This window comes from Sphingobacterium sp. SG20118 (assembly GCF_044740685.1).
Taxonomy (GTDB): domain Bacteria; phylum Bacteroidota; class Bacteroidia; order Sphingobacteriales; family Sphingobacteriaceae; genus Sphingobacterium.
The window spans coordinates 3,590,940-3,614,315 of the sequence record NZ_CP172826.1; the positions used below are offsets into that span (position 1 = coordinate 3,590,940).

Consider the following 23,376-nt stretch of genomic DNA (forward strand, 5'->3'; position numbering starts at 1 on the left):
CCACTGAATCTGGGCAAAAGAAATTTCAACCGATACAAATGTGTAAAACTTGAATTTATAAACCTGTCTTTAAACGACTTAATTATATTTTTTAACATTTTTTTAACAAAAATTACAAATTAAAGACTACTTATTAGGTGGATTTTATATATTTGCCTTAATAACATTAAATAATGACACTTAACACCATCAATATGTGCGCAAGACGAATGCTTCTAGGAGGTAGTTTACGTTAATAATTCACTAACCGCCTCCTATAACAAAAGCCACAATAAACATCTTATATCCTGATTTTAACATGACAAAACATACAACAAATTTTGTCGTAGCAGCAGCGCTTTGCCTAAGTTCGAGCGCACTATACGCACAATCCACTATAAAAGGAAAAGTAACCGACGAACAAAATCAATCGATTCAAGGAGCGACCATAACAGATATCACTAGCAAAAAACAAGTTCAAACAGATGCCAACGGTGTATTTGAACTCATCACTAATGAGAGTTCGATTACGCTGCAAGTGCAGTTCATTGGATATGAAATAAAAACTGTACAAGCCAATTCTACGGATTTTACCCATATTTCCTTATCCCCTAGCAGTTCACAGCTTAATGAAGTTGTCATTACAGCCTTAGGTATTTCAAGAGAGAAAAAATCACTCGGATATGCTGTGCAAGAAGTAAAGGGCACTGAACTGCAAACTCGTCCGACGAATGCTTTGAGCGCCCTATCTGGAAAAGTAGCAGGACTTCAAGTCACGACTTCCGGAGGCAACATGGGTGGTTTCATCCTCCGTATCGCTCCGCGGCATCAATTCGATTTCAAACAATAACCAGCCTCTCTACGTAGTTGATGGCACACCTATTGACAATACGGACTTTAATTCAAGTTCTACAATTAATGGTAGTGCCGGAAAAGATATTGGCAATATGATACAGGATCTTAATCCAGATGATATTGAAAATATTTCTGTATTAAAAGGTGCGACAGCTGCAGCGCTATATGGGTCTAGAGCAGCAAACGGTGTTATTATGATTACGACTAAACGTGCATCCAAGGGTGATAAGGTTGAAATATCACTAAATACCGGTGTTGACTTTGAAAATGTTATCCGATTGCCCAAAAGACAGCATCTTTATGGCCAGGGTTATTCTACCAATTTTCAAACACAGAATATTAATGGAAAAGATTATAAAATTGTAGATTATGCTTCCGATGAAAGTTGGGGACCGAAATTGGATGGTACCCCGGTACTACAATGGTACAACCTCAACCCAGAAGATGAAGCAAATTACCTTAATCCATCACCTTGGTTATATCCAAAAAACGATGTGAGTTACTTTTTCAAAACAGGGATAGCAAATACCAATAATTTTGCCATAGCAGGTAATAGTGGCAGCACCAATTACCGTTTTTCATACACCAATAAAAATGTAACCGGTACAGTCCCAAATTCAAGTTTGACACGAAATGCATTTAATTTTTCTGGTGGCACACAATTGGGCAAGCTTAAAATAACTTCCAATTTTAATTATATCCGGAACTCGTCTCTAGGTCGCCCATGGACTGGTGCTTCCAACAGAAATATTATTCTTGAAGCTTTCCAATGGGGTGGCGTCCAAGTAGACTATAAAATACTTGAAAATTACAAACGTGCAGATGGCACACCATTAGCATGGAACCGTACAGGTTGGCAAAACACACCTACAGGTGAAGCGACTCGTTTTATCGATAATCCCTATTGGTCAGCATATGAATCTTACATGGAAGATAGTAGAGATCGTTTCTATGGAAATATCGGGGCAGAATACAGTGTTAATAGCTGGTTGACCGTGGGCGCAAAGGTACATGGTGATATCTATTCATTGCAAGCGCAGGACCGTATTGCCGTATATTCGCGAAGCACATCACAGTATGAAGAAACTAACAACAAACTCAATGAATATAATTATGAATTTATAGCAACAGCCAAAAAAAACTGGGATAAATTTTCACTCGTTGCATTTGCTGGCGGTAATATCCGAGATAAAAACTGGCAAAACAACTATGCTATTACTCAGGGAGGATTAACTCTACCGAATTACTATAATCTAAAAAATGCAAATTCTGTTAAAATAGATAATTTCAAATATCATAAACGCGTAGCTTCTGTATTTGGAAGTGCTTCGTTCGGATACAATGACCTACTCTATTTAGATGCTACAATTCGAAACGACTGGTCCTCAACGCTTCCTTCTTCAAATTGGTCTTATATCTATCCATCGTTGGCAGGAAGCTTTGTATTCAGCAACCTAGAGCCATTTAAAAGCCTTTCATGGTTAAGTTTTGGTAAACTACGATTGGGTTGGTCCGATGTTGGTAATGATACGGATCCGTACCAACTTGCAAAAGCGTACGAAGCAGAGCAATCTTATGAAGGCTCTCCATCCTATACATTAACACCTATCAAACCTAACGATGAACTGCTTCCTGAACGGACAAGTTCATGGGAAACAGGTGCAAATTTTCAGTTATTCAAAAACCGTCTAGGTTTTGATATAACCTACTATAATAACACCACAAGAAATCAGATTCTTCCAGTTCCTGTATCTTCCTCTTTCGGTTACGAATATAAAATGCTTAATGCAGGTAAGATGAATAATAAAGGAATCGAAATTGTCCTCAATGGCACACCGATTAAATCGGAAAACTTCAGTTGGGATGCATCGGTCAACTGGGCAAAAAACAAAAACAAAGTTGTTAAGCTAGACGACCAAGTTAATACATTAAACTTAAGTAACTCCTTAGTTCAATTGGTCGCAAGAGAAGGAGAATCTTACGGTCAATTTTTAGGAAATGATTTCGTTTATGCGCCAGATGGACAACGTATCATACAAGAAGATGGTACCTACATGAAAACCTCACAATTAGTCCCACTTGGATCGATTCTTCCAGACTTCACCTTTGGCATTCAAAATAGTTTTCGTTATAAAAACTTCAATCTGGGATTTTTAGTATCTGGACGTGTCGGTGGTAAATTTTTCTCACAAACGTATAAGGTCGGTATGTATTCCGGTATTTTGGACAAAACAGCTGACAATAATATTCGCGAGACAGGCATTGTACTTGATGGAGTCAAAGGAGATGTTGCATTCAATAGCGATGGTACTTACAACGTGACTAATATCCAACAAAACACCACCAACATTACCGCTCAACAATGGGCTCGAAATGAATATAATGGCCCGACTACATTTTCCATCTTTGATGCTACTTTTGTTAAACTAAGAGAAGTGACATTAGGTTATAACTTCAAATTGGCCAATACCAAAGTCATTAAAAATATTGGCGTGAACATCTATGGACGTAACCTTTGGAATATTTATACCAAAAGTAAATACATTGATCCTGAGTTCACTTCTAGTGGTGGTAATGTACAAGGCATCGAGGGCGGAAATATTCCGTTGCCTATTACGTATGGTTTCAATTTGAATCTTAAATTCTAAAAAAATGAAAATACTTAACATACTATATACTTCAGTAATCGGCGTTTCACTTGTTGCATCTTCATGTTCAAAGTCAAAATTTGCAGAAATTAATACCGACCCCAATCGTCCAGCTATCGTAACAACACCGACATTATTGGTAACGGCTGAAAAGCAATTAGTCAATGCCCTGCGCAGTGAAGATATCAGCTTAAGAGGTGCACAACTATTTTCGCAATACTTTGCACAAAACATTTACACCGATCAGTCACGCTATCAAATACCAACAAGCTATTCTGATACTTATTGGACAGCGACTTACAAATCGCTTAGTAATCTGAATGAAATTATTAAACTCAATTCAGATGAAAAGACCAAAGCAATTGCTTCGGCAGGAAACCGCAGGGAGCAACGTCAATCAAATTGCTATTGCACGCATCTTAAAATCCTATGCCTTTCATTCCTTGACTGATGTGTTTGGAAATATCCCTTATCAATCCTATGGCAACCCTGATCCTGATTTTCAGGCCTTACAACAAAATCCTGATAACTTGACTCCAAAATATGCTAGTCAAGAAAAGATTTACAAGGATATTCTCAATGAATTGCAGCAAGCGGCTGATACGCTAATTAAATACCAAGGAGAAAAAACATTTGGCACCTCTGATGTTATTTATAAAGGAGAAAATGCAAAATGGGTAAAATTTGCAAATTCACTTCGTTTACGTTTAGCGACACGCATCAAAACAAAAGATGCCAGCTTAGCAAAAAACCATATTGATGATGCCATCAAAAAAGGCGTATTTACGTCCAACAGTGACAATGCAATATTTAAATATTCAAAAACTTCACCCAATGAAGCGCCATTATACCGTGCAACAGTAACTGCAAATCGAAAAGATTTTGCTGTTTCTAATGTCATCGTAGAAGCTTTACAAGGAAAAAGAGGTCCATTTACAGCTATAGACCCTAGACTTCCTAAATATGCAAAGCCAACGACGGAAAATGGAAGTTATTTTGGACAACCCTATGGACTTCCATTAGCTGCCGGAAACTTATTCCCATTAGACAAGATCTCTTTACCAGGAGATATCATCAATGCGGCCGATTATGCAGAGGTATTACTGGAGTATGCTGAAGTTGCCTATCTTTTATCCGAAAATAACAATTGGGATCAGACTCACTATATAAATGGTACAAGAGCATCACTAGAGAAATGGGGTGTAGCAGCATCAGACATTACAGCTTATTTGGATCTACTCCCTGCCGCCAACAAAGAGCGCGTACTTTCACAAAAATACTTAGCACTTTTTAATCAAAGTATCGAGTCATGGTCTGAAATCAGACGTACTGGATATCCCCTATTCCTAGTCAAAAAAGGAGATGTGGTATGGAGTGGTACGGTCGAAAATAAACTGGTAAGTTACACCTTCAATCCCGAAGTCGGAGAGGCCATCCCTAGCCGTTTGGTTTATCCAACTAAAGAACAAAGCACCAACAAAGCCAACTATCAAGCAACACTCGCACAGCAAGGTGACGACGTAATCAGCACTAAAATCTGGTGGAATAAATAAATTTACATTCCTATAATCAAGAACGCCATCCCAAAAAAGGATGGCGTTCTTGATTGGTATTTGAATACCCTTCTTGGCAATTGCTCTGGATAGTTCATCTTATATCTCGCAGCTGTGATTGCATGTAAACATGATTCAATTTCAACCATCCCTATTTGGTAAGGTTCAATTTCTTCATCAAGGAATCAGTTATCGGATAAATCGGTTCTTTAGCCTTCTATTCGGGTTTTCCGTATTCATCGGCATACCGCTGTTGTATAGTAAATCTGTCATATTATAAAAGATATAATTTTTCGCTAAATAACTGGCATTCAATACACAACAGCAGTTATTAAAATTTTATACATTTAAAATTCAAACGATGAAAGTATAAATAATAAAATCCTATGAGAATGCATATAAATACCTTTTATATTTAATGACTTTGATATGTCATAAATATAAAAGAAAAGTTAGAATTTTGCTTAACACTGTTAAATCATTTATGCTAAATAAAGCATGGCTAGTAAAGATCGCATACAACGTCTTAAAGACGAAAATAGAAGCAACATTCTTGACGCCTCTCTTCAAATTGTAAAAGAAGAGGGATGGCAGGCATTGAGCATGCGTAAGATCGCCGATATCATCGAATATTCGGCACCCATGATTTATGAATACTTTGCTAACAAGGATGCCATCTTAACAGAGCTTGCTAACCAAGGCTATAGACTGCTTGCCCAAAAGGTAAAAGAAGCGAAATCTACAGAAACTGATCTTGAAAAACAATTAGAAGCCATGTGGTTTAGCTATTGGGATTTTGCATTTGACGAAAGCGAACTTTATCAATTGATGTTTGGTGTCGGTACAGCCTGCTGTGGATTTGAAAAGACCTATAGATGTGCAGAATCTCATGGTAAGCTAATCAGCGATGTCATCCGTGAGATTATGAAAGATAAAAATCCTGCCGAAGAATTGGTCTGTAGAAAGTACTTTACCTACTGGTCGATTATTCATGGTTTGGTATCCATCAACCTGGTCAATCAGGGAAACGGAGATATTACCAATCAAGAAGTTTTGAAAGATGCAATTTACGGAATCACACGCTCACTGACAGATTAGTTTTTTTTTACCCTAAAAAATACACCGTTAAATAACTTAACGATGTTAAATATACCATACTTCAATTTTTAATATAACATGAAAACACATCTATTACTAGATTTTAAGAAAATTTACGCCTCATTACTTAACAGTGTTAAACAACTTAATGCAGTAAAGTATCTTTATTTTCTATCGGCTATTTTCCTGTATAGCTGCACAACAGGTACCAGTAAACCCGTACCTCCGCCCCCAGCAAGTTTACCTGTAATGAGCATTTCGAGTGGTCAGGAGACTGTCTATCAAGAATACCCTGCTAGCATCGAAGCATCTGCCAATATTGAAATTAGGCCACAGGTAGAAGGTATTTTAGACCGCATCTTTGTCGATGAAGGAGCAAAAGTCAAGAAAGGTCAGCTACTATTCAAGATCAACGATCGTCCTTACCAAGAACAGCTCAACCAAGCTCAGGCGAACCTACTTTCTGCACGGGCTGATTTAGAAAATGCTGCTTTAGAAGTAGAGAAAAAGACACGCTTGGTCAACAACAAGGTATTGACAGATTTTCAACTCAAAACAGCAACCAGTGTGCGTAACGCAGCCCAAGCTAATGTTCAACTCGCCCTTTCAGCAGTCGAATCAGCTAAAATAAACATGGGTTATACGTTGATCCGCGCGACTACAGACGGTTATATTGGAAGATTACAGAAAAAACAAGGAAGCTTAGTTAGTCCTGTCGATGCGCAACCATTGACTGCACTGTCCAATGTACAAGATTTGCACGTTTACTTTTCTCTTTCCGAGAATGATTTCATCGCATTCAAAAACAATACAGCAGGTAGCGATCTGCAGCAAAAGTTAAACAACCTTCCTCCTATCAACTTGGTACTATCCGATCAAAGCATCTATGATCAGACCGGTAAGATCGATATGGTGGATGGCCAATTTGACAAAAATACTGGAGCCATTACCTTACGCGCTACTTTCAAAAATCCAGAAGGAATTTTAAGAAATGGAAATACAGGCCGTGTCAGATTACAGAAGAAATATGACAATACGCTCTTAGTACCACAAGTAGCGACACTCGAGATGCAGGACAAAATCTTCGTATATACTGTCAACAAAGAAAACAAAGTGGTACAACAGCCTATCACAATTATCGGAAAAAGCGGAGCCAGTTACCTCGTCAGCAAAGGCGTTAAAGAAGGAGACCGCATCGTATACAAAGGAATCGATCTGCTGCAAGATGGTCAATTGATTACACCGCAAGCGCTACCAAAAGACAGTATCAACTAAACATAATACGACAAACACATGCTTAAGAAATTTATAGAAAGACCTGTACTTGCTACTGTGATCTCCATTCTGCTCGTCATACTGGGTATTATTGGGATCCTGAAACTTCCTTTACAACAGTTTCCCGATATTGCTCCCCCCGCAGTACAAGTAACCGCACTTTATCCCGGGGCAAATGCCGAGACGGTACTCCGTGCTGTAGCCCCTTCTTTAGAGGAGTCCATCAATGGTGTAGAAAATATGAGTTACATGAGTTTCCACAGCCAGTAATGATGGATCACTAATGATTACCGTTTATTTCAAACTAGGTACCGATCCCGATCAAGCCGCAGTGAATGTTCAAAACCGTGTTTCCCAAGCAACCAGTCAACTTCCAAGCGAAGTCGTACAAGCAGGGATTACGACTGCAAAGCAGCAAAACAGTTTGATCATGGTTTTAGATCTTTATACCGAAGACGAGAGCAAGTACGATCAAACCTTTATCACCAACTATGCGCAGATCAACATAATTCCTGAACTGAAACGTATCCCCGGTGTAGGACAAGCATTGCCTTTTGGTGGAAGTAAGGATTATTCCATGCGTGTTTGGCTCAAACCCAATCAGATGGCAATTTACAAACTGACGCCAGAAGAGGTTATGGCCGCCATTCAGGATAAAAACGTTGAAGCTGCTCCGGGTAAATTCGGTGAAAGCAGCAAAGAGGCTTTTGAATTCGTTATCAAATACAAAGGAAAGCTCAATGAACCAAGTGATTATGAAAACATCATCATTCGTTCGAATACAGATGGGTCCGTTCTAAGACTCAAAGATGTTGCGCGTGTTGAATTAGGTTCTTATACCTATGCCAGCCACACACGTATCAATGGGAAACCAGGACTTAATATCGGTGTGATGCAATTGGCAGGTTCCAATGCTAATGAGATTCAGATTGCAATCCAGGAATTTATGGAAAAAGCATCTTTAAGTTTCCCTAAAGGTGTAAAATACCTCGTACTTTACAATACCAAAGATGCTTTAGATCAATCCATCGATCAGGTTAAGCATACCCTGATAGAAGCTTTCATTCTGGTATTTTTAGTAGTATTCCTATTCTTACAAGATTTTAGATCAACGCTTATTCCTGCTATTGCAGTTCCTGTAGCGATTGTCGGAACCTTTTTCTTCATGCAGTTATTCGGTTTCTCGATTAACTTACTGACACTCTTTGCACTCGTCCTCGCCATCGGTATTGTGGTCGATGATGCTATTGTGGTCGTCGAGGCCGTGCATGCTAAGATGGAGCATGAACATCTATCCCCAAAATTGGCCACCACATCGGCCATGAGCGAAATCACAGGAGCCATTATTTCCATTACTTTGGTCATGTCAGCTGTATTCCTTCCTATTGGATTTATGGAGGGATCAACAGGAGTATTCTATCGGCAGTTTGCCTTTACTTTGGCTATTGCCATTGTCATTTCAGCGATCAATGCCTTGACATTAAGTCCTGCTCTCTGTGCACTATTTCTCAAACCCATACATCATGACCAGTCCGATACCAAGAAGCTTAACTTTAAAGAACGCTTCTTCGTAGGATTCAATGTTGGTTTTGATCGATTAACTAAAAATTATATCGGTAGTCTTCGTTTCTTGATTCGTTACAAATGGATTGCATTCAGTGCTTTAGGTGTTATTTTACTCCTTACCGTTGTCATGATTCGCAAGACACCAACCGGATTTATTCCTTCGGAAGATCAGGGTTTTATTGCGGTATCTCTTTCTATGCCTGCTGGAGCGTCATTAGACCGCACATCAAATGCATTGGCCGAAGCAGAACAACAATTGCAACATGCCGAATTTACAAAAACATTGAATATTTTAGCCGGTTTCAATATTTTGACACAGTCAACAAGTCCATCTGCTGGGGTAGCTTTTATCCTCCTCAAATCACATAAAGAACGAGGAGCCATAAAGGATATCAATGCCATCATGGCGGATGTCAACCAACGCTTATCCAAAATTAAAGGAGCTAACTTTTTCGTCTTCACCTTCCCTACCGTTCCAGGATTTAGCAATGTGGATGGACTCGATATGGTCCTACAAGATAGAAGCGGTGGTCAGCTAGGTAAATTCAGTACCGTAGGACAACAATTTATAGGGCAACTGATGAAACGTCCGGAAATCATGATGGCCTTTACGACATTTAAAGCCGACTATCCACAGTACGAATTACAAGTTGATGACATCAAAGCCGAGCAGCTCGGTGTAAGTACCAAAAGCATCCTGCAGACTATGCAAGCATACTTTGGTAGTGCACAAGCTTCAGACTTCAACCGATTTGGTAAATACTACCGTGTTATGGTTCAGGCGGATGTAAAAGACCGTACCGAGCCTTCTTCCATGGATGGTATTTTCGTTAAGAATCGTCAGGGAGATATGGTTCCAATCAATACGCTGGTTACCATGACACGTGTATATGGTCCAGAAACAGCATCACGCTATAACCTTTTCAACTCCATTGGTATCAATGCGATTCCAAAACCTGGATACAGTTCAGGAGATGCGATTCGTGCGGTAGAAGAAGTGGCAAAACAGCATCTTCCTACAGGATATACTTACGAATTCTCAGGTATGACAAAGGAAGAGATTGTCTCAGGCGGACAATCCACCCTTATTTTCATCCTATGTTTAATATTTGTTTATTTCCTGCTTGCTGCACAATATGAAAGTTATATCATTCCATTAGCGGTCATCCTATCCATTCCAACAGGAATCTTTGGGGTATTTGCGGCCATTAGTCTAACCGATATATCCAACAATATCTATGTACAGGTCGCCTTGGTTATGCTAATTGGCTTATTAGCCAAAAATGCCATTCTGATCGTTGAGTTTGCCATTCAGGGTCGTAAACGCGGACTTTCCATTACAAGTGCTGCCTTAAAAGCCGCAAAATTACGCCTAAGGCCTATTATTATGACCTCACTCGCATTTATCGTCGGAATGATCCCAATGATGACTGCTATAGGACCATCCGCGCAAGGAAATCACTCCATCAGTATTGCCGCAGCCGGTGGTATGATCAGTGGAGTCGTACTTGGACTATTCATCATCCCAGTACTCTTCATTTTCTTCCAATATCTACAAGAGAAAGTAAGTCAGAAGCCTACTCGAGAGCAAGAATTGGACAGACCAGAAACTGTTAGCGAACCAGCACATACAACTTTTTAGTGAAACAATGACAAAATCGAAATACATGAATATAAGAGCAAACATACTGATGGTTTTCATCTTACCCCTTGTTATGTGGTCTTGTAAAACCGAAAAACTGATCAACAACAAAGATCTTGCCCCTAGCCTTCCGACTCACTTTCGTGACCAGGAAGAAGGAGCAAAAGAAATAAGTATCAGCTCCATTCCATGGCGAGACTTTTTTCAAGACCGCATCTTACAAGATCTGATTGACAGTGCCATCCAACATAATGTAGACATGCAGCTTGCCATTAAAAACATTGAGTCATCACAGCTGATGTTTAAACAGGCAAAAGCCAACTATCTTCCCAATCTGCAATTGCAGATAAAAGCCAATAGTACCAATCCTTCCAACAACAGTATGAATGGATTGAGTCTCGGTCAGTTTTTAGGTCAAAACCATGTTGAAGATTATACAGCATCGTTAGGACTATCTTGGGAAGCTGATCTATGGGGAAAGATCAAGAGTCAAAATACAGTAGCATTGGCTTCTTATTTACAAACCGAGGAAGCAAAAAAAGCAGTGCAGACGCAATTGATTTCACAAGTAGCGCAAAGATACTATCAATTACTTATGCTATATCAGTTTCATGAGATTGCGCAACAAAATCTACGTCTCAGTGACAGTACATTGCGTATTGTCCAACAACAATATGAAGTTGGCGACATTAGTATGTTGGCTGTAGAACAGGTCGATGCACAACGTCTAGCAGCTGCCAGCCTCATTCCAGATTTCGAACAGCAGATCCATATACAGGAAAATGCACTTCAAATCCTCAGCGGTAGACTACCACAGGCGATTAAAATCGAAGAAAAACTGACAAATATTCAACTTCCAGAAAATTGGTCTGCTGGAGTACCCGCCGATCTATTAAGTCGTAGACCTGATGTTAAACAAGCAGAGCTAGCCGTGACAAGCGCCAAAGCCTATCAGCATTATGCCAAAGCAAAGATGTATCCTTCATTGGTCATCAGTGCCGAAGCAGGAATCAACGCATTCAAAAGCAGCAATTGGTTCAATATACCGGCTTCCTTATTTGGCGCTGTTGCAGGTAGTATTACACAGCCTATATTTCAACGTCGTGAACTAAAAACACAATACGAAATCGCACAAATTGATCAAGAAAAAAACGTCATCCGATTCAAACAAACGGTTATCACAGCGGTTGGAGAAGTTTCCGATGCTTTGATTTCAATTCAAAAATTGAAAGAAAAACAACAGATCACACAGGAAAGAACCAACCGGTTGAAGAAAGCCATTCAGCATGCCGATTTACTTTTCGAAACCGGTATGGCCACATATTTAGAAGTCATCACAGCACAAAGCAATATGCTGCAAAGTGAATTGGAACTTGCACAAGTCAAGAAAGCCGAACTTTCTGCCGTTGTATCGCTTTACCGATCGTTAGGTGGTGGCTGGGCTCAATAATTAATAGCTTACAGTATAAACTAAGATAAATGACGGTAAAAAAATCAACAAAAAATCCATTACAAAAAACCAGTCTTAGTACATGTTCACCAACAAAAGTAACTACCAAGCACCCCTCGCTCATCAAGGCGAAAATGTTGATTGGCAACTAGATCTGGTAGAATAAGTAAATTTACATTCCTATAATCAAGAAAGCCATCCAAAAAGAGGATGGCTTTCTTGATTGATATATACGATAGCCCTTAAACAGACGGAGTCAATCACTCCTATAAATTAATTTTCGTAATTTTGGATAAGCAACACAATCATTCATTAAAAACGGATTAACATTGGAAGAATTACAGTATAGCAAGATATATGGTGCTGAAAATAACGGGATCCCATTAGTGGTCATACATGGTCTATTTGGTATGTCGGACAATTGGGGAACCTTTGGTCGCAGTTTCGGAGAAAACAGACAAGTGCATCTCTTGGACCTGCGTAACCATGGTCGCAGTTTTCATAGTGATGAAATGTCTATCGAAGTGATGGTAGATGATCTTTCCGCTTATATCGCGTCAATCGGAGCTGACCAAGTATATCTATTGGGCCATTCATTAGGGGGTAAGGTAGGCATGCAATTTGCCATTGACCATCCTGAAATAGTGGCTAAGTTGATTATTGCAGACATTGCACCTAAAGCGTATCCACCACATCACGAAGATATATTCAATGCTTTATGTGCAGTCGATATCGGATCAAAAGAAAATCGAAAGGATGTACAAACAGCATTGGAACAATACATTAAAGAACCTGGCGTAATTCAATTTCTATTAAAAAACGTCTATATCAAAGAAGATAGAAGTTTGGGATGGCGTTTCAATTTAGAAGTGTTACAAGGTAAATACGAAGATTTCATCACCGTTGGTGTCAAGTCCGGTATCTTTAAGGGACCCACCTTATTCCTTGCCGGAGAAAAATCAAGATATATCCTTCCGGAAGACAAAGCTCATATAGAAGCTCAATTTCCACAAGCCGTGATAAAAACTATTCCCAATGCAGGACACTGGGTCCAGGCAGAGAATCCACAGGCATTTGACGCTTTCGTAGAAGAGTTTTTAGATCAATAGGAAAATTATATTTCAAAAATCCTTCCCTAGATAGAGAAGGATTTTTTTATCAATTCCAATCATCCCATTATAACATATATATAATTGCTGATGTTCTTCAGCCCTTATTGTATATATGTATATCAATTCTATCCCAAATAGATTTTATTAAGCCTCCAACACATAAATTCATTGAGATTAGAGAGATATACTGTACTCATCTTTAAGCTATATCCAGAAAATCATAAATTAAATAATGTATATTAATATACTAATTATTTAAAAATAAGTATATTTGTATATTATATTATTAATATGAATTATACTCTTGTTAAAGATGTTCTTGATTTAATTGAGAAATTTGAAATAGAAAATTTACATGCTGATGCATATAGTCAACAAGTCGATGGATTTAAAAAATGGATTATAGACAATTCCAGTAATGAAATAGATCAGGAGCCTAATTGGGAAGGAAAAGAAAATGGTCGAAGTCCTGAAAGTGTTATCAATACTTTGATTGTACATATGAATAGGTATGCCAAATCTTATTCCAAATCAGCTATACATGGTTCAGCATTTGCCACGCAAGAGGATTTTATCTATCTCATCAACTTAAAGGCATTTGGAAAGATGAAAAAAATGGAGTTGATAAAGAAAAATGTACATGAAAAACCTGTTGGTATGCAAATTATTAATCGACTAATAAAACAAGGATGGGTGAATCAAACTGATTCAGAAACAGATAAGAGAAGCAAGCTTCTTGATATTACGGAAAAAGGATTAATGGCATTAGAGCAACAAATGAATCGAATAAGACAAGCTAGTACCCTTGTGACCGGAGATTTGAACCATAACGAAAAGATGGAATTGATTAGAATCTTAAACAAGCTCGATCGTTTCCATCAAATAATCTACGATAAAAACATCGAAGCCGAGCATCTGATTGCTGAAACTTTAAAAAGTAAAAGATCCTATTAAAACATTTCACCATATACCCAATCATTATTGGAAGAAACAAATGAGGTGAAAAGAATTACAGATAGAGTAAAGTCAATATGAAAGCAAAAAAGAAAATAGCTATTATAGGTTCTGGGTTCTCTGGGATGTCTGCAGCTGCATATGCTGCACAATCGGGATATGAAGTTCATGTATTCGAAAAACACAATCAGCCAGGAGGTAGAGCTAGGCAGTTTTCTACAGAACAAGGGTATGTTTTCGATATGGGTCCAAGCTGGTATTGGATGCCTGATATTATGGAAAATTTCTTCTCAGATTTTGGTTATAAAACATCAGATTTTTTTGAGTTGATTTCTCTAAATCCACAATTCGAAATGATTTTTGATGATGAAAAGATTTCAATACCTAAAAAATATGAAGACTTAAAAATCCTATTTGAAAGTATTGAAATTGATTCAGGAAAACAATTAGACAAATTTATGCAATCTGCTAAATTCAAATATGAAATTGGAATGCAAAAATTCGTTAATAAACCTTGTCATAATTGGAGTGAATTCATTTCACCTGAAATCTTAAAAAGCGCTTTAAAACTTGATCTATTGACCAATTTCAGAACCTACATAGCTAAATACTTTAAAAACCAAAAATTAAGAACATTAATGGAATTTCCTGTAATATTTCTAGGTGCTTCGCCCAAAAATATTCCAGCTATGTACAGTTTAATGAATTATGGAGGTTATGCTTTAGGAACTCACTATCCACTTGGAGGATTCTATCAATTGGTATTAGCGATACAAAATATCGCCGAAAAGCAAGGCGTATCTTTTCATTTCAATCATACTTTAGAAAAAATAAACTCCGAGAATGGAAAAATAACTTCTCTGATTATAAATGGTGAAAGTTATAAATTTGACGCCGTCATTGCATCGTCCGATTATCATCATACAGAAACACTATTACCAGAAAATCTTAGAAATTACAGCGATAGATATTGGAGACAAAGAACTTTCGCTCCCTCCAGTCTAATTTTTTATTTAGGCATTAAGGACATAATTCCTAATCTCAGACATCATACACTTTTTTTTGAAAATGAAATAGATGGACATATTGATTGTATCTATGGGAATAAAAAATGGCCCGAAAAACCTTTATTTTATTGTTGCTGTCCTTCTAAAACAGACCCGAATGTTGCACCACAAAATAGAGATAATTTATTCCTATTAATGCCTTTAGCAATTGGGTTAAATGATGATGAGAATACAAGAGAAAAATATTTACTAGAGATGCTTTCAAGAATTGAAAAGCACACAGGAATAAGCGATTTATACTCAAAAATTGAATATAAGAAAAGCTATTGCGTGAGCGATTTTATTTCAGATTATAATGCATACGGTGGAAATGCATATGGCCTCGCCAACACATTAGGACAAACGGCAGTATTAAAACCAAAAATTAGAAATAAAAAAATAAGTAATCTTTTTTATACTGGTCAATTGACCGTGCCCGGCCCAGGAGTTCCACCGTCTATAATATCAGGCAAATTAGTAGCTAATGAAATGAATATTCTAATAACGAATTACTATGAAAAAACTATTTGATGAACTATCTTACGAAGTAAGCAAAAAAACCACCGAAAAGTATAGTACAAGTTTCTCTTTAGGTATACTTGCATTAAAACCAACTATTCAACCTGCTATTTACGCTATCTATGGCTATGTGAGATTAGTCGATGAAATTGTTGACAGCTTTCACGATTACGATAAAGAGAAACTATTAAATAGATTGAAGATAGAGACATATTATGCCTTAAAAGAAGGTATTTCACTCAACCCTATTTTACAATCTTTTCAGGAAACATTTAATCGATATCGTATTGACAAAGATCTATTAGACCAATTTCTTCACAGCATGGAAATGGATCTGCAAAAAATCGACTACAATTCGACACTATACAATGAATATATCTATGGATCTGCTGAAGTCGTAGGACTGATGTGTTTACAAATATTCACAAATGGTGATAGGGAATATTATGAAGAATTAAAACCTTATGCTATGAAACTCGGGTCGGCTTTCCAAAAAGTCAATTTTTTAAGGGATTTAAAAGATGACTATCAAACACTGGGACGTACTTATTTTCCTAATATTGATATGGTCATGTTCAACAATTCCGTAAAAAGTCAGATTGAAGATGAAATAGAATTAGAATTTAAGGAGGCTCTAATAGGCATAAGAAAACTACCTAAATCATCCATGTTTGGTGTATATCTAGCTTATAAATATTATTTATCTTTATTTGAAAAGATAAAAAGCAAATCCTCTGCAGAAATTTTAGAAAATAGGATTCGAATTCCAAACTCTTATAAAGCCTACGTTGCATTAAAAAGCTATTTACGCTATAAAACAGCATTCTTATGAAAATATCTATCTTAATAATGCTCATCACTTTTTCACCCCAGATCAATGCACAGCCCAAATGGATAGATCTGGATATCGTACGAACGAATTACGGTAAGGCCGTATCTGATAAAAAGTTGTGCATGCTTATGATAAAACAATTACATACAGTTAAAAGCAACCCCATCTATCTGGGTTATTTAGGAGGTTTTCAGACGATACGGGCCAAGCATGTTTTCAATCCACTGAAAAAGCTCAGTACATTTAAAGAAGGAAAGAAAAATCTTGAGCTTGCCATCACAAAAGAACCACAAAGTGCTGAGTTAAGATTTATTCGATTGTCCATTCAAAAAAATGCACCTTCTTTTTTAGGATACTCTAATCAAATGGAAACAGATATTATATTTATCAAAATACACAAAAAACAAATTTCATCCAATATCGTATTATTAAATATAGACAACCTAATGGATCATAAGTCATGAGATACAAATTATTAAGAGAGCAACAACTTAATTGTGATTTAAATACGGCTTGGGATTTTTTCTCATCGCCACACAATCTCGAAAAGATAACACCAAAAGAGATGCAATTTATCGTATTATCAAAAGACAATAATCATACTATTTATGAAGGGCAATTGATAAATTATACCGTCTCACCGATACTAAAAATTCAAATGAAATGGAGAAACCCGCATCACACAAGTTGATCCCAATATTAGTTTTACCGATTTCCAAGAGCAAGGACCTTATAAATATTGGAATCATTTTCACGAGTTTCTACCGAATGAAAAAGGAGTTTTAATAAAAGATACAATAACGTATGAACTACCATTCGGAATATTGGGTACCATTGCACATCAACTTTTTGTTAAAAACAAATTAAATAAAATTTTCAAATATCGTTTTGAAGTTTTAGAAAAAATGTTCAACAGAGTTAAATCATAATTATGAATTATTTAATTATACTCTTTGTTTTTATATTAATGGAAGCTGCTACTTGGCTTATTCATAAATATATTATGCATGGTTTATTATGGGTTTTACACAAAGACCACCACGACCACAGCAACATAGGCAAACTCGAAAAAAACGACTATTTCTTTGTCATATTTGCCTTGCCGACTATTATATTGATGTATTATGGTTCATTAGCAGATTTCAATCATCTATTTTATATTGGTTTGGGAATCATGCTCTACGGCATAGCCTACTTTTTTGTACACGATATCTTTATCCATCAGCGAATTAAGTGTTTTTCCAAAACGAAGAACCCTTACTTCTTAGCAATACGTAGGGCTCATAAACAGCATCATAAACATACTAATAAACATAATGGTGAATGTTTTGGGTTTTTATATGTTCCTATCAAATATTTTAAAATGTATTTTAATTCACCAAAATAATGACTGCATATACCTATTCTTTGGTTTTATTTTTCACGATTATCATTTGCTTTTTCGCATCATTTGATAAAAGGATTCTTTTTAATCATCACTTTGACGCTTTCCTTAAAGCCTCCATACTGGTAGCCATACCTTTTATCGCTTGGGATATCTGGTTCACATCAATGGGTGTTTGGTGGTTCAATACAGACTATACACTCGGCCTTAACCTAGCAGGATTACCACTAGAAGAATGGTTGTTTTTTCTCCTCATTCCATTTTCCTGTATTTTCACTTATTTCTGTTTTGACAAATTTTTCAAACTAGATTGGTTAAGTGCTTTGAATAATATTGTCGTTTTCATCAGTGTGATTACTTGTTCAGTAATTGCTCTTTTGCATCACGATAAAATTTATACCCTTACTACCGCTGTAATTACGATAACCACCCTCCTATATTTACATTTTATAGCTCGGGTAGATTGGATTGGAAAGGCATCTTTGGTTTTCAGCATATTGATGTTAGGTTTTTTTCCAGTAAATGGTATATTGACAGGTTTCGGCTTAGACTCTCCTATTGTAAATTATAATCCTAAAGATTTTTTAGGGTTTCGTATCCTAACGATTCCTATTGAAGATGCTGTCTATGGCTATACACAATTCTTATTAGTTCTATATTTTTTTAAACTCTTTCAAAAACAACAAAATGAATTTACAAAATAAATGGATTATTCCGACGGTTTTTCTTATTAGTATATCAACACTCTTTTTTTCCTGTACATCCATTCCAAAAAGCGCCACGGCCATTCAAAATTTTGATGTCAACCGTTATCTCGGTACATGGTATGAAATTGCACGATTTGATTTTCGATTTGAAAAAGACTTAGATAATACTTCGGCACAATATAGCTTAAATGAAAAAGGAAATGTAGTTGTCCTGAATAGCGGCTATAATTTTAAAAAGAATGAATGGAAAAAAGCGGATGGCTTAGCGAAGTTCAGAGGAGATAAAACCATTGGTGCACTAAAGGTGAGCTTTTTTGGACCTTTCTATTCGGGATATAATGTGATTGCATTAGATGATGACTACCAATACGGACTGATTGCAGGAAAGAATTTAGATTATTTATGGATCTTATCTAGAAACAAAACTATACCAGAAGAAGTGAAGTCAAATTTTTTAGACATAGCGACTCAGATAGGTTACGACACGAAGAAGTTACTATGGATCAAGCACGATAGAAACAACAACCCTTATCTGAATGAAAAATAAAGTATCCCTATTCTGGTTTCGCAGAGATCTACGGTTGGAAGATAATGTAGGTTTATACCACGCACTTTCTTCAGCATTCCCCGTTGTGCCCATTTTTATATTCGATCAAGCTATCTTGGATAAATTGGAGAATAAAAAAGATAGAAGGGTAGATTATATCCATCAAGCCTTAACAAACATTAATCTAGAATTGAATTCACTGGGTTCAACTTTGAAGACCTTTCATGGCAATCCATTAGAAATCTACAAAATACTTGCTGATGAGTTTGCTATTCAAGCCGTTTATTGTAACCGTGATTACGAACCGCAAGCCATTGCTCGAGATACGGAAATCTATGATTTTTTTGCTAATAAAAACATTCCTTTTAAGGCCTATAAAGACCAAGTCATTTTTGACAAAAATGATATTCTAAAGAAAGATGGCAGCCCTTATACGGTTTATACACCATATTCAAAAAAATGGAGAGAAAATTTAAGCCCTAAAAATTATCAATCATTAGAAATAAATTTCACAAATTTTTACAAACAGACACGCTCAATAATCCTTTCTTTGCATGACATCGGTTTTGAAAAAACAGAGTACCTTTTCAACCTTCCAACATTAGATTCCTTGATTATTGATGAATATGATCAATTCAGAGATTACCCTGCCCTTCAAAAAACAACGCAATTAGGTATTGCTTTACGTTTTGGCACCATCAGTATCCGTAAATGTGTCAGATTTGGTTTAGCACATAATCAAACCTGGTTGTCTGAATTGATTTGGAGGGAATTTTTTATGCAAATCCTTTATCATTTTCCCAGAGTCGTTAATCAATCCTTTAAAAAACAATATGATTATATCCAATGGCGCGATGATGAACAAACATTTGAATTGTGGTGCCAAGGAAAAACAGGATACCCGATTGTTGATGCGGGCATGAGGCAGCTTAACGAAACTGGATTTATGCACAATCGGGTCCGAATGATTGTGGCGAGCTTTTTATGCAAGCATCTACTGCTAGATTGGCGTTGGGGTGAAGCTTATTTTGCACAAAATCTGAATGATTATGACCTATCTGCCAATAATGGTAATTGGCAATGGGCAGCAGGTTCAGGTTGTGATGCAGCCCCTTATTTCAGAGTGTTCAACCCCACAATTCAAGCCGAAAAGTTTGATAAAAATTTCACTTATATCCACAAATGGGTTCCTGAGTTTGGAACAGACGCCTATCCACACCCGATCGTTGAACATAAATTCGCAAGAGACAGAGCGTTGCAAGTATTTGGAGAAGCATTAAAATAAAATTATCTTACATCTTAATAATTATAAAAATGGAAAGAAATAAAGTAATTCTGGTCGATGAAAATGACAGCGTATTAGGTGAAATGGTCAAAATTGATGCCCATAAACAAGGTCATTTACATAGAGCATTTTCGGTTTTTATCTTTAATAATAAGGGGGAGTTATTGCTACAGCAAAGAGCAGAGCAAAAATATCACGGTGCCGGTTTGTGGACAAATACCTGTTGTTCGCATCCACAACCGGGAGAAGATGTCTTAACTAGTGCAGAAGAGCGGTTAAATCATGAAATGGGATTACAGAGCACGTTGAAATTTTCACATGCTTTTGTTTACAAATCCGAAGTTGAAAACAACTTGATAGAACATGAATATGACCATGTCTTTACAGGCTATATAGCTGGTGAGCCAAACATAAACAAAGATGAGGTGCAGGACTATAAATGGATGAGCTTGAGTGAAATTTTGGAAGATATCAAAAATAGTCCAGAAATTTATACCTCTTGGTTCAAAATCGCATTACCACAAGTCATTATTGATATGGAAAAAAATGTACTTTAAATAGTAATTACTTGTTTCCATCAAATATTATCATCATATTTATATATACAATCTTATACACCTAGGTAAACTTGAGCCCTTTACATAATCTTTCGGAAGAAACATTGATCACTTTATTAAAGAGAAAAGATCAACGTGCTTTTAATTATCTTTATGATAATTATTCGAAAGCATTATATGGAGTTGTTTTCCGCATAATACCATACAATAATTATGCAGATGAAGTAATTCAGGATGTATTTATGAAGATTTGGAAATATTTAGATTTATTTGATGCCGATAAAGGGAGACTCTATACCTGGATGATCAACATTGCACGCAATACGGCTATAGATTATAACAAATCTAAAAATGTAAAAAATGATCAAAAAAACCAGTCGCTATCTAATATCGTAAATAGTAATGAGGAACAAAATTATTCGCAGTTGGATCAAGTTAAAAAATTAGATTACATTGGATTTAAGAACGTACTAGATCAACTTAGGCCAGAATGGCGTATTTTAATCGAGCTGGCTTACTATGAAGGATATACACAGCAAGAAATTGCTGAACACCTCGATATTGCATTAGGTACAATAAAAACACGTACACGGTCTGCACTTTTACAGTTGCAGCAGTTGTTAAAAGAATATCAATAATTTTGGATATTAAAGAATACATATCATCAGGGATCATTGAATCTTACGTCTTGGGGCTTGCTTCTGAAGAAGAAATAAGCATATTGACCTGTATTTCGAAAAATAACCGCGAAGTGCAACAGGCAATTATAGATGCACAGATTACATTCGAATTGCTTGCCGATGCACAAGCAATGGACCCCCCTGCAAAATTAAAAGATTCCATATGGTCTAAAATCAAAGGTGAAGGATCAGTAATAGAAGAGCATCAAAATCATCAATCAGCTTCAACAACAATTGATAATAGCATCGAAACAGCTAACAAGCCATCAAGATATCAATGGGCTATTGCGGCAAGTGTATTATTGGCCGTTAGTATCGGTACAAATCTATATTTATATTGGAACAATGAAAACCATAAAACAGAAATTGTCAAGTTAATAACAGAAAAAAACACACAAAAACAAGCTCTTAATCAGCTGTATGACAGGTTAGCATTGCTTCAAGATTCCAACGTAAAGAAGATTTTACTAAAAGGCGTAGAAAATAAACCGACATTAGCTGCAGTTGTATTCTGGAACCAAGAAACAGCTGAAGTATATTTGAGTCTGGATAAGATGCCAACACCTCCACAAGGAAAACAATATCAACTCTGGGCCATGGTAGACGGTAAGCCTGTAGATGCAGGCATATTCCCATTAGATTCAAAAACAATAGACCTGAGTAAGATGACCAATATACCGAAAGCACAAGCATTTGCCATTACATTAGAGGATGAGGGCGGCAAACCTACCCCTACACTTTCAGAATTATGTGTGATGGGCACTATTTAATACTGAAGTTAAAAAAAGAGCTCCCAATCCATATTGGATCAGAAACTCTCTCTTTAAAATTACACACTAATTTTTAATAAATAATTGCGCAATATTCAATACGGCCTCAGCAGCTAAAGGTTCATCAAAAGATTGTGTTGCAGTAGCTAGGGATATATTTCCCATCGCGCCCTTCAAAGTTGTTATGTCAACACCTCCTTGCACTTTATTATCTTCCCCCATATATACAGGATCCACAACAGCACCAATTCCGCTATCATTTGCACCAGTTATCCAAGGTTTTTGATTAGCCGCTGCACCACCCCTTGCCCTACGCATCTGGCGAATGTGCGATGCGTGGCGAGCTTCGACAGAATGGATCTGTAATGCAGCCGTTAGTACAACCCTATTTCCGACTAATATACCCGCTTGCCCCTTATAAGCACGTACACCAGTATCTTCAAAAGCTTGTGCCAAAGCCAAGAAGGTATCATAATCGCTAAAGACATTGGCAAACGTACCTCCCGCAGTAAAATCAAACGTAGGTTTAGAAACAGCTTTATCTCCCAATACCTGTTTCAAAAATTTGACATGTGCATTTTCATGATCACGAATGGTTGTTATTGCTCCTAACGGTCTACCTGCAGGAATCAGATTAGGAGCTGCTACACCCATAGTATAGTATTCTGCTTCAAGATACTCCAAAGTTAATGCATAGTTCAACACACCATTGACATCTGTTGGTGCCGTAGCACCATAAGCTTTCGTAAATAGATTATTTATAAAAAAGGGCAAAGAAGCCAAGGTGACCTTTTTTCCAAAAGAAGCCATATTCCGAATAACTTCTCTGCGTGGATTAATGCGATCGGTAAATTCCGGATCAACATTATTTATTTCGTCAAATACATTTAAAAGATTCATAACAATAAAATTTAAAG

20 protein-coding genes and 1 pseudogene are annotated in these 23,376 nt (G+C 36.8%); 20 read left to right on the plus strand and 1 reads right to left on the minus strand.

The genetic code is table 11. The features are described from left to right. The first annotated feature begins 298 nt into the window (after positions 1-298). The 20 genes and pseudogenes from ACFX5U_RS16555 to ACFX5U_RS16650 all read left to right on the plus strand — a co-directional run bounded on the left by ACFX5U_RS16555 (position 299) and on the right by ACFX5U_RS16650 (position 22,459). Positions 299-829 carry a carboxypeptidase-like regulatory domain-containing protein gene (locus tag ACFX5U_RS16555; protein ID WP_400261488.1) on the plus strand — a complete coding sequence of 177 codons (531 nt, stop codon included), beginning with the start codon at positions 299-301 and terminating at the stop codon, positions 827-829. Next, positions 777-3,482 (plus strand): SusC/RagA family TonB-linked outer membrane protein, encoded by a 2,706-nt coding sequence (locus tag ACFX5U_RS16560; RefSeq protein WP_400261489.1) that lies wholly within the window; start codon positions 777-779, stop codon positions 3,480-3,482. Before ACFX5U_RS16555 ends, ACFX5U_RS16560 begins: the two co-directional genes overlap by 53 nt. 4 nt (positions 3,483-3,486) lie before the next feature. Continuing rightward, positions 3,487-3,933, plus strand: a complete 447-nt coding sequence (locus ACFX5U_RS16565; RefSeq protein WP_400261490.1) for a SusD/RagB family nutrient-binding outer membrane lipoprotein — start codon at positions 3,487-3,489, stop codon at positions 3,931-3,933. After that, on the plus strand, positions 3,827-5,035 hold the full coding sequence (locus ACFX5U_RS16570) for a SusD/RagB family nutrient-binding outer membrane lipoprotein (RefSeq protein WP_400261491.1): 1,209 nt from the start codon (positions 3,827-3,829) through the stop codon (positions 5,033-5,035). The genes ACFX5U_RS16565 and ACFX5U_RS16570 overlap by 107 nt, the downstream gene beginning before the upstream one ends. 498 nt (positions 5,036-5,533) lie before the next feature. Next, positions 5,534-6,133, plus strand: coding sequence for a TetR/AcrR family transcriptional regulator (locus ACFX5U_RS16575; protein ID WP_038700074.1), 600 nt, complete (start codon positions 5,534-5,536; stop codon positions 6,131-6,133). A 78-nt stretch (positions 6,134-6,211) separates the two neighbouring features. After that, the gene (locus ACFX5U_RS16580) at positions 6,212-7,408 is read left to right on the plus strand and encodes an efflux RND transporter periplasmic adaptor subunit (RefSeq protein ID WP_400261492.1); all 1,197 of its coding nucleotides are present in this window, start codon (positions 6,212-6,214) and stop codon (positions 7,406-7,408) included. Positions 7,409-7,426: 18 nt separating this feature from the next. Next, positions 7,427-10,616, plus strand: a pseudogene (locus ACFX5U_RS16585) (efflux RND transporter permease subunit). A gap of 25 nt (positions 10,617-10,641) precedes the next feature. After that, complete coding sequence (locus ACFX5U_RS16590) at positions 10,642-12,066, plus strand: TolC family protein (protein ID WP_400261493.1); 1,425 nt, start codon at positions 10,642-10,644, stop codon at positions 12,064-12,066. A gap of 329 nt (positions 12,067-12,395) precedes the next feature. After that, positions 12,396-13,175 carry an alpha/beta fold hydrolase gene (locus ACFX5U_RS16595; RefSeq protein WP_400261494.1) on the plus strand — a complete coding sequence of 260 codons (780 nt, stop codon included), beginning with the start codon at positions 12,396-12,398 and terminating at the stop codon, positions 13,173-13,175. A 294-nt stretch (positions 13,176-13,469) separates the two neighbouring features. After that, the gene (locus ACFX5U_RS16600; protein WP_280565880.1) at positions 13,470-14,132 is read left to right on the plus strand and encodes a helix-turn-helix domain-containing protein; all 663 of its coding nucleotides are present in this window, start codon (positions 13,470-13,472) and stop codon (positions 14,130-14,132) included. A gap of 77 nt (positions 14,133-14,209) precedes the next feature. After that, a complete protein-coding gene (locus tag ACFX5U_RS16605; protein WP_038700084.1) occupies positions 14,210-15,709 on the plus strand; it encodes an NAD(P)/FAD-dependent oxidoreductase in 1,500 nt (499 codons plus the stop codon). Continuing rightward, complete coding sequence (locus tag ACFX5U_RS16610; RefSeq protein WP_280565877.1) at positions 15,693-16,529, plus strand: phytoene/squalene synthase family protein; 837 nt, start codon at positions 15,693-15,695, stop codon at positions 16,527-16,529. The genes ACFX5U_RS16605 and ACFX5U_RS16610 overlap by 17 nt, the downstream gene beginning before the upstream one ends. Continuing rightward, positions 16,526-16,993, plus strand: a complete 468-nt coding sequence (locus tag ACFX5U_RS16615; protein WP_400261495.1) for a hypothetical protein — start codon at positions 16,526-16,528, stop codon at positions 16,991-16,993. The genes ACFX5U_RS16610 and ACFX5U_RS16615 overlap by 4 nt, the downstream gene beginning before the upstream one ends. Positions 16,994-17,460: 467 nt before the next feature. After that, positions 17,461-17,916: a sterol desaturase family protein gene (locus tag ACFX5U_RS16620; RefSeq protein ID WP_038700092.1), complete on the plus strand. Its 456-nt coding sequence runs from the start codon at positions 17,461-17,463 to the stop codon at positions 17,914-17,916. Continuing rightward, positions 17,916-18,617 carry a lycopene cyclase domain-containing protein gene (locus ACFX5U_RS16625; RefSeq protein WP_400261496.1) on the plus strand — a complete coding sequence of 234 codons (702 nt, stop codon included), beginning with the start codon at positions 17,916-17,918 and terminating at the stop codon, positions 18,615-18,617. Before ACFX5U_RS16620 ends, ACFX5U_RS16625 begins: the two co-directional genes overlap by 1 nt. Then, positions 18,601-19,167 (plus strand): lipocalin family protein, encoded by a 567-nt coding sequence (locus ACFX5U_RS16630; protein ID WP_400261497.1) that lies wholly within the window; start codon positions 18,601-18,603, stop codon positions 19,165-19,167. The genes ACFX5U_RS16625 and ACFX5U_RS16630 overlap by 17 nt, the downstream gene beginning before the upstream one ends. Next, the gene (locus ACFX5U_RS16635; RefSeq protein ID WP_400261498.1) at positions 19,157-20,452 is read left to right on the plus strand and encodes a cryptochrome/photolyase family protein; all 1,296 of its coding nucleotides are present in this window, start codon (positions 19,157-19,159) and stop codon (positions 20,450-20,452) included. The genes ACFX5U_RS16630 and ACFX5U_RS16635 overlap by 11 nt, the downstream gene beginning before the upstream one ends. Positions 20,453-20,481: 29 nt before the next feature. Continuing rightward, complete coding sequence (gene idi, locus ACFX5U_RS16640) at positions 20,482-21,009, plus strand: isopentenyl-diphosphate Delta-isomerase (protein WP_400261499.1); 528 nt, start codon at positions 20,482-20,484, stop codon at positions 21,007-21,009. Between the two features lie 71 nt (positions 21,010-21,080). Then, the gene (locus ACFX5U_RS16645) at positions 21,081-21,647 is read left to right on the plus strand and encodes an RNA polymerase sigma factor (protein ID WP_400261500.1); all 567 of its coding nucleotides are present in this window, start codon (positions 21,081-21,083) and stop codon (positions 21,645-21,647) included. Positions 21,648-21,649: 2 nt separating this feature from the next. Continuing rightward, a complete protein-coding gene (locus ACFX5U_RS16650; RefSeq protein ID WP_400261501.1) occupies positions 21,650-22,459 on the plus strand; it encodes an anti-sigma factor domain-containing protein in 810 nt (269 codons plus the stop codon). A 66-nt stretch (positions 22,460-22,525) separates the two neighbouring features. On the opposite strand, the gene ACFX5U_RS16655 is transcribed toward ACFX5U_RS16650, so the two are convergent. Then, positions 22,526-23,359, minus strand: a complete 834-nt coding sequence (locus tag ACFX5U_RS16655; RefSeq protein WP_400261502.1) for a ferritin-like domain-containing protein — start codon at positions 23,357-23,359, stop codon at positions 22,526-22,528. Between the last annotated feature and the right edge of the window lie 17 nt (positions 23,360-23,376).

What these genes read in the sequence shown, in the direction of transcription:
- ACFX5U_RS16610 (WP_280565877.1), top strand. Translation starts at nt 15,693, where the DNA reads ATGAAAAAACTATTTGATGAACTATCTTACGAAGTAAGCAAAAAAACC.
- ACFX5U_RS16575 (WP_038700074.1), top strand. Translation starts at nt 5,534, where the DNA reads ATGGCTAGTAAAGATCGCATACAACGTCTTAAAGACGAAAATAGAAGC.
- ACFX5U_RS16635 (WP_400261498.1), top strand. Translation starts at nt 19,157, where the DNA reads ATGAAAAATAAAGTATCCCTATTCTGGTTTCGCAGAGATCTACGGTTG.
- ACFX5U_RS16580 (WP_400261492.1), top strand. Translation starts at nt 6,212, where the DNA reads ATGAAAACACATCTATTACTAGATTTTAAGAAAATTTACGCCTCATTA.
- ACFX5U_RS16615 (WP_400261495.1), top strand. Translation starts at nt 16,526, where the DNA reads ATGAAAATATCTATCTTAATAATGCTCATCACTTTTTCACCCCAGATC.
- ACFX5U_RS16605 (WP_038700084.1), top strand. Translation starts at nt 14,210, where the DNA reads ATGAAAGCAAAAAAGAAAATAGCTATTATAGGTTCTGGGTTCTCTGGG.
- ACFX5U_RS16655 (WP_400261502.1), bottom strand. Translation starts at nt 23,359, where the DNA reads ATGAATCTTTTAAATGTATTTGACGAAATAAATAATGTTGATCCGGAA.
- ACFX5U_RS16570 (WP_400261491.1), top strand. Translation starts at nt 3,827, where the DNA reads ATGAAAAGACCAAAGCAATTGCTTCGGCAGGAAACCGCAGGGAGCAAC.
- ACFX5U_RS16590 (WP_400261493.1), top strand. Translation starts at nt 10,642, where the DNA reads ATGAATATAAGAGCAAACATACTGATGGTTTTCATCTTACCCCTTGTT.
- ACFX5U_RS16620 (WP_038700092.1), top strand. Translation starts at nt 17,461, where the DNA reads ATGAATTATTTAATTATACTCTTTGTTTTTATATTAATGGAAGCTGCT.
- ACFX5U_RS16565 (WP_400261490.1), top strand. Translation starts at nt 3,487, where the DNA reads ATGAAAATACTTAACATACTATATACTTCAGTAATCGGCGTTTCACTT.
- ACFX5U_RS16600 (WP_280565880.1), top strand. Translation starts at nt 13,470, where the DNA reads ATGAATTATACTCTTGTTAAAGATGTTCTTGATTTAATTGAGAAATTT.
- ACFX5U_RS16625 (WP_400261496.1), top strand. Translation starts at nt 17,916, where the DNA reads ATGACTGCATATACCTATTCTTTGGTTTTATTTTTCACGATTATCATT.
- ACFX5U_RS16630 (WP_400261497.1), top strand. Translation starts at nt 18,601, where the DNA reads ATGAATTTACAAAATAAATGGATTATTCCGACGGTTTTTCTTATTAGT.
- ACFX5U_RS16555 (WP_400261488.1), top strand. Translation starts at nt 299, where the DNA reads ATGACAAAACATACAACAAATTTTGTCGTAGCAGCAGCGCTTTGCCTA.
- idi (WP_400261499.1), top strand. Translation starts at nt 20,482, where the DNA reads ATGGAAAGAAATAAAGTAATTCTGGTCGATGAAAATGACAGCGTATTA.